The 8,203-nt window shown below is 67.6% G+C and carries 8 protein-coding genes; 7 read left to right on the top strand and 1 reads right to left on the bottom strand.

The window, feature by feature from the left end; genetic code table 11:
- The first annotated feature begins 78 nt into the window (after window positions 1-78).
- The 5 genes from hscA to DK459_RS14870 all read left to right on the top strand — a co-directional run bounded on the left by hscA (window position 79) and on the right by DK459_RS14870 (window position 5,831).
- Entirely contained in the window at window positions 79-1,941 is a 1,863-nt protein-coding gene (gene hscA, locus DK459_RS14890; RefSeq protein ID WP_110134838.1) for a Fe-S protein assembly chaperone HscA, read from the top strand.
- Between the two features lie 9 nt (window positions 1,942-1,950).
- Complete coding sequence (gene fdx / locus DK459_RS14885) at window positions 1,951-2,292, top strand: ISC system 2Fe-2S type ferredoxin (RefSeq protein WP_006386167.1); 342 nt, start codon at window positions 1,951-1,953, stop codon at window positions 2,290-2,292.
- On the top strand, window positions 2,292-2,486 hold the full coding sequence (gene iscX, locus DK459_RS14880; protein ID WP_006386165.1) for a Fe-S cluster assembly protein IscX: 195 nt from the start codon (window positions 2,292-2,294) through the stop codon (window positions 2,484-2,486). Before fdx ends, iscX begins: the two co-directional genes overlap by 1 nt.
- A gap of 103 nt (window positions 2,487-2,589) precedes the next feature.
- The gene (locus tag DK459_RS14875; protein WP_006386163.1) at window positions 2,590-3,480 is read left to right on the top strand and encodes a methylglyoxal synthase; all 891 of its coding nucleotides are present in this window, start codon (window positions 2,590-2,592) and stop codon (window positions 3,478-3,480) included.
- Window positions 3,481-3,725: 245 nt separating this feature from the next.
- A complete protein-coding gene (locus DK459_RS14870) occupies window positions 3,726-5,831 on the top strand; it encodes a TonB-dependent siderophore receptor (protein WP_230846635.1) in 2,106 nt (701 codons plus the stop codon).
- Window positions 5,832-5,846: 15 nt separating this feature from the next.
- On the opposite strand, the gene DK459_RS14865 is transcribed toward DK459_RS14870, so the two are convergent.
- Window positions 5,847-6,650, bottom strand: coding sequence for an enoyl-CoA hydratase/isomerase family protein (locus tag DK459_RS14865; RefSeq protein WP_110134837.1), 804 nt, complete (start codon window positions 6,648-6,650; stop codon window positions 5,847-5,849).
- A 257-nt stretch (window positions 6,651-6,907) separates the two neighbouring features.
- On the opposite strand from DK459_RS14865, the gene DK459_RS14860 reads away from it, so the two are divergent.
- Complete coding sequence (locus DK459_RS14860) at window positions 6,908-7,705, top strand: ABC transporter ATP-binding protein (protein WP_169538040.1); 798 nt, start codon at window positions 6,908-6,910, stop codon at window positions 7,703-7,705.
- Window positions 7,705-8,203, top strand: a 499-nt coding sequence (locus tag DK459_RS14855) for a branched-chain amino acid ABC transporter permease (RefSeq protein ID WP_146221903.1), incomplete at its 3' end; no start/stop codon positions are given. The genes DK459_RS14860 and DK459_RS14855, both read left to right, overlap by 1 nt.

The raw sequence follows: 8,203 nt of genomic DNA, 5'->3' as shown, positions 1-8,203 counted from the left end.
CCCCGATTCCTAGTCCCCCAGGATGGCCCGGCCGCGGGGCGCCCGGACTTCGCCGCCTACTGAGTAGAAAAAACAATCATGGCCTTATTGCAGATTTCCGAGCCCGGCGAATCGCCCGCGCCGCACCAGCGCAAGCTGGCGGTGGGGATCGACCTGGGCACCACCAATTCTCTGGTTGCCGCCGTGCGCAGCAGCGTCGCCGAGGTCCTGCCTGATGCGCAGGGCCACGTGCTGCTGCCGTCGGCGGTGCGCTATTTCCCCGGCGGCAAGGTCACCACGGGGCGTGAACCGCTGGCGCAGCAAGCCGAGGACCCGCTGAATACAGTGGTGTCGGTCAAGCGTTTCATGGGCCGTTCGCTGGAAGAGGCGCGCGCCACGCGCGCCCCTTACGAATTCGTGGATGCGCCCGGCATGGTGCGTATCCGCACCGCGCAGGGCGACCTGAGCCCGGTGGAAGTGTCGGCGCAGATCCTGGCGGTGCTGCGCCAGCGCGCCGAGGACGTGCTGGGCGATGACCTGGTGGGCGCCGTCATTACGGTGCCGGCCTATTTCGACGACGCCCAGCGCCAGGCGACCCGCGACGCGGCGCGCCTGGCCGGCCTGAACGTGCTGCGCCTCTTGAACGAGCCGACCGCCGCGGCGATCGCCTACGGCCTGGATAACGCCGCCGAAGGCGTGTATGCCGTCTATGACCTCGGTGGCGGCACGTTCGATATCTCCATCCTGCGATTGACGCAGGGCGTGTTCGAAGTGATCTCGACCGGCGGCGATACCGCGCTGGGCGGCGATGATTTCGATTCGCTCATCGTCGACCACGTGGTGGCGGCCGCGGGCGCCAAAGCACTGACGCACGCCGACCGGCGCGGCCTGCTGATGGCGGCGCGCGCGGCGCGCGAGGCGCTGTCGGACGCGCAGGAGGCCAATCTGGATCTGACGCTGGCCAATGGCCAGGTGATCGATCACACGCTGACCCGCGCGCAGTTCGAGACGCTGGCCCAGCCTCTGGTGCAGCGCACGCTAGACAGCGCGCGCCAGGCGCTGCGCGACGCCGCGCTCAAGCCGGCCGACGTGCGCGGCGTGGTGATGGTGGGCGGCGCCACGCGCATGCCGGTGGTGCGCGCCGCGGTGGGCCAGATGTTCGGCACCGAGCCGCTGACTGATCTGGACCCGGACCAGGTGGTGGCGCTGGGCGCCGCGCTGCAGGCCAATCTGCTGGCCGGCAACCGCGCGCCGGGCGAAGACTGGCTGCTGCTGGATGTGACGCCGCTGTCGCTCGGCCTGGAAACCATGGGCGGGCTGGTCGAGCGCGTGATCCCGCGCAACAGCACCATTCCGGTGGCGCGGGCGCAGGAATTCACCACCTTCAAGGATGGCCAGACGGCCATGAGCATCCACGTGCTGCAGGGCGAGCGCGACCTGGTGTCGGATTGCCGTTCGCTGGCGCGTTTCGAGCTGCGCGGCATTCCGCCGATGGTGGCGGGCGCCGCGCGGATCCGCGTGACGTTCCAGGTGGATGCCGACGGACTGCTGAGCGTGACCGCGCGCGAGCAGAGCACGGGCGTGGAAGCGGCGGTGTCGGTCAAGCCGTCGTACGGCCTGAGCGACGACGAAGTCGCGCGCATGCTGGCCGACAGCGTGGCGCAGGCCGACAACGACGCCCGCGCCCGCATGCTGCGCGAGCAGCAGGTGGAGGCGCGCCAACTGGTCGAGTCGGTGCAGGCCGCGCTGGCTGTCGACGGCGACCTGCTGAATGCCGAGGAACGCCAACGGGTCGATGAATGCCTGCAGGCGGCCAGCCGCGCCCAGGAGGCGCAGGACGTGGACGCGGTGAAGGCCGCGGTCGAGGCTTTGTCGGCCGCGACCGATGAATTTGCCGCGCGCCGCATGGACCGCAGCATCCGCGCCGCGCTGGCCGGCCGCAAACTTGACGAGATCGCCTGATAACACGCTATGCCGAAACTGACCGTACTGCCTCATCCCGACTACTGCCCCGAGGGCGCCGTGATCGAAGACGCGCCCAAGGGCGTGTCGATCTGCCGCGTCCTGCTGGACAACCATATCGACATCGAGCATGCCTGCGAACTGTCCTGCGCGTGTACGACCTGTCACGTGGTGGTCAAGCAGGGTTATGCTTCGCTGGAAGACGCGACCGATGACGAAGAGGATCTGCTGGACAAGGCCTGGGGCCTGACGCCGACCTCGCGCCTGTCTTGCCAGGCGCGGGTCGAGGATGCCGATCTGACGATCGAGATCCCCAAGTACACCATCAACCACGCGAAAGAGGGCCATTGATGAAGTGGACCGATACTTACCAGATCGCCGAGGCGCTGGCGGACGCCCACCCGGACGTCGATCCCAAGACGCTGCGCTTCACTCAGCTGCGCGAATGGGTGCTGGCCTTGCCCGGCTTCAGTGACGACCCGGAACGCAGCGGCGAAAAGATCCTGGAGGCCATCCAGATGGCCTGGATCGACGAGGCCGACTGAACCTTCAGCGAAACGCTCCTTCGGGAGCGTTTTTGCATTGGGGGCGCGGGCGGCGGGGTATCATCAAGACTCTCTTCGTTGTCCTTGCCATCCGAGTCTACCGATGCCCGCTGCCCAATTGCGCTTTGGCCTGGCCGCCAACCGACTGCACCACGAAACGCCCGATGCCGCCTTGTTCACCTGGCTGCGGGCCTGCTCATCCACCATCCGCGAACTGGGCGTGCAGTTGCATACCGTGGGCCGCACGCACGACGCGATCGTGCGCGAGGGCATGCTGCAGGGCTATCCCGGCCTGATCCGTTATCCGTATGGCCGCGAGGGCGGGTTGATGAAGCTGGTGGCGCGCGTCACCGAAGGACGCGACGGGCAGGCGCCGTTCGACGGCGCGATCTACCTGATCGATCCGGTGGACCCGTCTTCGATCTTCCCCGAGGCGCTGGCGCTCAAGCGCCAGTGCATCACGCATGGCCGTCCGTTCATCTCGACGCTGGCGGGCGCCATCGAATGGATGGAGGTGGAGCGGGTGCACGCCGGGCTGGCGCCAGATGCGGCGGCATCGCGCCTGTTCAACTACGCTGGCCAGACGCTGGCGTTGATCGCGCACGATGCGCTCAAGGACGAGATGGTGGCGTTTGCGGCCGAACACTTCGACGTGCTGTCGCAGTTCGCGCGGCGCGTGGCCACCGGCACCACCGGCGGCCGCCTGAACGAGCTGGCGTGGTCGCGCGGCTGGCCCAAGGATACGCCGTGGGTGCATCGCTACCTGAGCGGGCCGCTGGGCGGCGACGCGCAGATCGCGGAACTGGTGCTGGAGCACCAGTGCCAGCGCGTCATCTTCTTCGAGGATCCGCACGTGGCGCGCCAGCATGAAGCGGATATCCAGCTGCTGGAGCGCGCCGTGCGGGTCGTGACGGAGTCCGCGACCTGCGCGACCTCGCCGTCGGTGGCGCGGCGCTGGGCCAAGGCGGTGGAACTGCGCGCCGGCCGGGGCTGAATTGGCGGGAAGCCGAGCGGGGGCAGGGGGCAAGGGCTGAGCCGACGAGGGCCGGCGGGGCCTCGATGAGGGTTTTCTTTTTTTGGGGCCGGGTGGCTTGTCGCGCGCAAGCCACGCCGGCCCTGTTGCAAACAGGGGAAGACTTTCCTTTTGTAGGGAAAAGGAACCATTTCAATAACGAGAAACATTAACATTTGGCTCTCGAAAATCCATCAAGGGGAGCCACGTCGATGTTTGATCCTGTCATGTCCCGCCGCGCCAGCCTGGCGGCGGCGTTGAGCCTGCTGCCGGCCGCGCTGGTCGCGCAGTCGGCGCCCACCGAGCCGACGACCTTGCCGTCCGTCAGGGTGGAGGCCGGCGCGGAGGAGACGGCGACCGGCCCGGTGCTGGGCTATGCCGCCACCCGGTCGGCCACGGCCACCAAGACGGATACGCCGCTGAACGAAACGGCGCAATCGATCACCGTGGTGCCGCGCGACCAGATCGTGGACCAGGGCGCCACCAGCCTGCAGGAGGCACTGGGTTATGCGGCGGGCGTGCGGTCCGACGCCTACGGCCTGGATTCGCGCAGCGACAGCGTGCGCGTGCGCGGGACCGATGTGGACGTCTACCTGGACGGCATGCGCCAGGCGTTCGACTACTACACCAGCACGACCCGTCCCGATCCATACATGCTGGAGCGCATCGAGGTGCTGCGCGGGCCGGCGGCCATGACTTACGGCCAGGGCAGCACGGGCGGCCTCATCAACATGGTGAGCAAGCGTCCGTTGGCCGAGGCGCAGCGCGAAGTGGGCGTGCAGCTGGGCAACCACGGGCGCAAGCAGGCGCAGATGGACCTGACGGGGCCCATAACCGAAGATGGCCAGTGGCTGTACCGCCTGGTGGCGCTGCAGCGCGACGCCGATACCCAGGTGCACCATGTGCCGGACGACCGCACGTTGGTGGCGCCGTCGCTGACGTGGCGGCCGAGCGCGGCGACGACACTGACCTTGCAGGCGCTGTACCAGAAGGACAAGTCGGGCTCGACCGCGCAGTTCATGCCGTGGTCGGGGATGCGCACGCCCAATCCGAACGGCATGATTCCGACCTATCGCTTCATCGGCGAGCCGGATCACGATCGCTACGATTCCGAGCGCCGCAGCTTCGGCTGGTTGTTCGAGCACAAGTTCAACGACAAATGGGCGTTCAGCCAGGGCTTTCGCCACGCGAACAACAAGGTGACGTATTTCACGCACTATGCGGATTCGTTCAGCGTACCGGGCGGCTGGGCCGCGGATCCGATCAACCAGCGCATCATCGGCCGCTACGCCGACGACACCATCACCAAGGTCCGCATGGATACGCTGGACCAGCACCTGACGGGCGAGGTCGGCACCGGCATGGTGACGCACAAGCTGCTGCTGGGCCTGGACTGGTCGCGCTATCGCCGCGACCGCGAGAGCGGCAGCGGCATGGACACGATCGATGCCTACTCGCCCGTATACGGCAATGGCTACATTCCCGAGCTTACCGGCGAGCCGCAGTTCAACCAGCGCCAGACCGGCATCTATCTGCAGGACCAGATGAAGATCGGCCAGAACTGGATCGTGACGGCGGGCGTGCGCCACGACCGCGCCCGCAGCCAGCTCGAGGGCGGCGACGCGGACAAGGCCCAGGCCACCACCAAGCGTTTCGGGTTGATGTACGCGGCCAGCAACGGCTGGTCGCCCTACATCAGCTACAGCGAATCGTTCACGCCGGTGGCCAGCACCACGCGCAAGACGCCCGATGGCGCGGTGCCCGAGCTATACAAGCCGCTGCGTGGCAAGCAATGGGAAGCGGGCGTGAAATACCAGTCGCAGGATGGCAGCCACCTGGCCACGGCGTCGGTGTATGACCTGCGGGAGAAGAACCGCCTGGTGCCGGATCCGACGGCGGCGCTGAACAACGTGCAGACGGGCAAGACGCGCACCCGCGGCCTGGAGCTGGAATGGCGCGGCCAGTTGACGTCGTCGTTCGACGTGATCGCGCACTACAACTACATCGACCTCGATCCGCAGCTGGAAGGCATTCCGCGCCACCAGGCCGCGGCGTGGGGCCGGTACCGCTTCGCGCTCGACAACCTGGACGGGCGCTTCACGGTGGGCGCGGGCACGCGCTGGATGTCCTCGTTCCGCGATGGCGATGGGCCCAAGCTGTCGCCGGTGTGGCTGGTCGACGCCATGATGGCGTATGAAACCAGCCACTGGCGCTATGCCTTGAACGTCAACAACCTGACGGACAAGACCTACCTGGCCACCTGCCTGTCGCGCGGCGATTGCTGGTACGGAGCGCGCCGCAGCGCGATTGCCAGCGTCACCTACAAGTTCTGACGCGGGCGCCGCGCTTTACCGGCCCTGGAAGCGCGGCGCGCGTTTTTCGCGGAAGGCGCGCACGCCTTCGGTGAAATCCTCGCGCCGCGCGGTTTCCAGGAAGCAGGCGGTTTCTTCGGCCAGCTGCGTTTCCAGCGTGGCATGGGCGGCGTTGCGCAGCAGGTGCTTGGCGCCAGCGATACCGTGCGGCGCGTGGCTGGCCAGCTGTTGCGCGTAGGCCTGCGCTTGCGGCGCGAGCTGGCCGGCGTCGGCGATGCGGTTGACGAGTCCCCAGGCGTGCGCATCGGCGGCGCTGAAGGCGTCGGGGCGCAGCAGCAGGTCGAGCGCGCGGCGCGGGCCGAGCAGGCGGTTCAGGCCATGCGTCATGCCGGCGTCCGGCGTGGCGCCGAGTTTCAGGTAGGCCGTCATGAAGCGCGTGTCGGCCTCGGCGATGGCGAGGTCGCAGGCCAGCGCCAGCGACAGGCCGGCGCCGGCCGCGACGCCGTGTATCTGCGCCAGCCACAGCTTGTCCATGCGCGCGACGTGCGCGACGAAATCGTTGAGCGGCGTGAACAGGGCGAGCAGTTTCGCGCGCACCGCGTTGACGTCGCCTTCGAACAGCGTGATGTCGCCGCCGGCGCAGAAGGCTTTGCCCGCTCCGCGCAGCAGCACGACGCGGATGTCGGCGCGCGTATCGAGCCATTGGGCGGCACGTTGCAGGTCGAGCGCCATGGCGACGTCGATGGCGTTGAGCGTGGCGGGCTGGTTCAGTGTCAGCATGGCGATGCCGTCGCCGGTTTCCAGCAGCAGGGTTGGAAAGACCGGAAGGGGTGGGTTCATGGCTTGTCTCCGTTATCGGGTAAATACCAACTTTCGATCCAAAAACCACGATGCTATGGTCGGAACCAAGCGCTTGCTCGGTTGCCGTCCGCCACACAAGCGTAACGCATAGAACGATTTTCCGGCGCTGTACAGCGTAGGTAAAGACAGGTTCGCCGCATCGCCTGCCTCGGGGCTCCGCTGATTCACCGCCAATAGAAAAACAGCTTCGCGACCAAGGCGAGGAGACAAAGGTGGATCAATCCGACAGCCCTCCCTTGCTGGAGGTGGATGGGGTCACGTTGGCGTTCGGCGGGGTCAAGGCGCTCACGGGCGTGGGCTTTCGTGTCGCGCCCGGATCCATCACCACGGTCATCGGCCCCAATGGCGCGGGCAAGACCTCGCTGTTCAACACCATCTCGGGTTTCTACCGGCCGGCCGCGGGCACCATCCGCTTCCTGGGCCGCGACATCACGCGCGTGGCGGCGCCCGAGCGCGCCCGCCTGGGGCTGGCGCGCAGCTTCCAGAACATCGCGCTGTTCCGCGGCATGACGGTGCTGGACAACATCAAGCTGGGGCGCCACGCCCACCTGCGCACCAATGTGCTCGATGCGCTGCTGTACCTGGGCCGGGCGCGGCGCGAAGAGATGGCGCTGCGCGCCGATATCGAAGAACGCATCATCGACTTCCTGGAGATCGACCACATCCGCCATGCGCCGGTGGCGGCGCTGTCGTACGGGCTGCGCAAGCGGGTGGAGCTGGCGCGGGCGCTGGCGATGCAGCCCAAGGTGCTGATGCTGGACGAGCCGGTGGCGGGCATGAACCGCGAGGAGACCGACGACATGGCGCGCTTCATCCTCGATGCGCGCGCCGAGTGGGGCGTGACGGTGCTGATGGTGGAGCACGACATGGGCATGGTGATGGACCTGTCGGACCATGTGGTGGTGCTGAACTTTGGCCAGGTGATCGCCGATGGCACGCCAGCGGCGGTGCAGGCCGATCCCGAGGTCATCAAGGCCTATCTGGGCGCGGGTGACGTCGGCGACCTGCGCCGGCGGCTGCGCGAGGCGGCCTGATGGACGGCCTATTCTTCCTGGAGGTGACGCTGGCCGGGCTGGGCAGCGGCGGCCTGTACGCGCTGGCGGCGCTGGCGTTCGTGATCGTCTACAAGGCGACGCGCGTGGTGAACATCGCCATCGGCGAATTCCTGATGATGGGCGCCTACGTGTTCTATGCGTTTGCCGCCGGCATGGCCTGGCCGGTGTGGGCGGCGATCGCCGGGGCGGTGGCGTTGTCTGCCGTGCTGGGCGCGCTGGTGGAGCGGGTGACGATCCGGCCGATGCTGGGCGAGTCGCCGATCTCGGTGTTCATGATCACCGTGGGACTGGCATCGATCCTGGTGGGCGTGGTGGAACTGATCTGGACCGCGGACCAGCGCCGCCTGCCGGAGTTCATGCCGCGCGCGCCGGTGATGGTGGGCGAGGCGTTTGTCGCGCCCAAGGTGTTCTATGGCTTCTGGGTGGCGCTGGCGCTGGTGTTGCTGGTGCTGGCGGTGTTCCGCTACTGGCGCGGCG

The sequence above is a fragment of the Achromobacter sp. RW408 genome, assembly GCF_003184165.1.
In the GTDB taxonomy this organism is placed as follows: Bacteria; Pseudomonadota; Gammaproteobacteria; order Burkholderiales; family Burkholderiaceae_B; genus Achromobacter; species Achromobacter xylosoxidans.
The sequence above is the reverse complement of the archived record's forward strand: the minus strand, read 5'-3'. Positions and strand labels throughout refer to the sequence as shown.